The 352-nt window shown below is 58.2% G+C and carries 1 protein-coding gene; it reads right to left on the bottom strand.

Features of this window, described 5'->3' with window-relative positions; translation table 11 throughout:
* Positions 1–352: calcium-binding protein (locus GE543_RS26960; protein ID WP_256664809.1), on the bottom strand; the 352-nt coding region annotated here is incomplete at both ends.

Below are 352 nucleotides of genomic sequence, written 5' to 3' on the forward strand. Positions count from 1 at the left end.
CCAGACCGCCTTGCAGCAAGTCGTTACCTTCTTCACCGTTCAGGGTATCGGCACCCGAACCACCGGCCAGGCTGTCGTTGCCAGCACCACCACTGACGATGTCGTCACCGGCACCGGCGTCGATCAGGTCATCGGTGGCGTAACCGGCCAGAGACTGGTCTGCATCATTCCCTCGCAATACCTGAGTCTTGATTGCGTCCAGATCCCAGGCACTGCCATCGGCAAACTGGATGCGGTCGATCTGATAACCGGCTGTGGCATCGCTCAGGAAGTGATACACGACACGCAACGTATCAGTCGTGCCGTTGATGCGAATCACCAGGTCATAGCTGTCTCGCGAAACGCTGACATC

This window comes from Pseudomonas sp. SZ57, assembly GCF_009495975.1.
Lineage (GTDB): Bacteria > Pseudomonadota > Gammaproteobacteria > Pseudomonadales > Pseudomonadaceae > Aquipseudomonas > Aquipseudomonas syringae.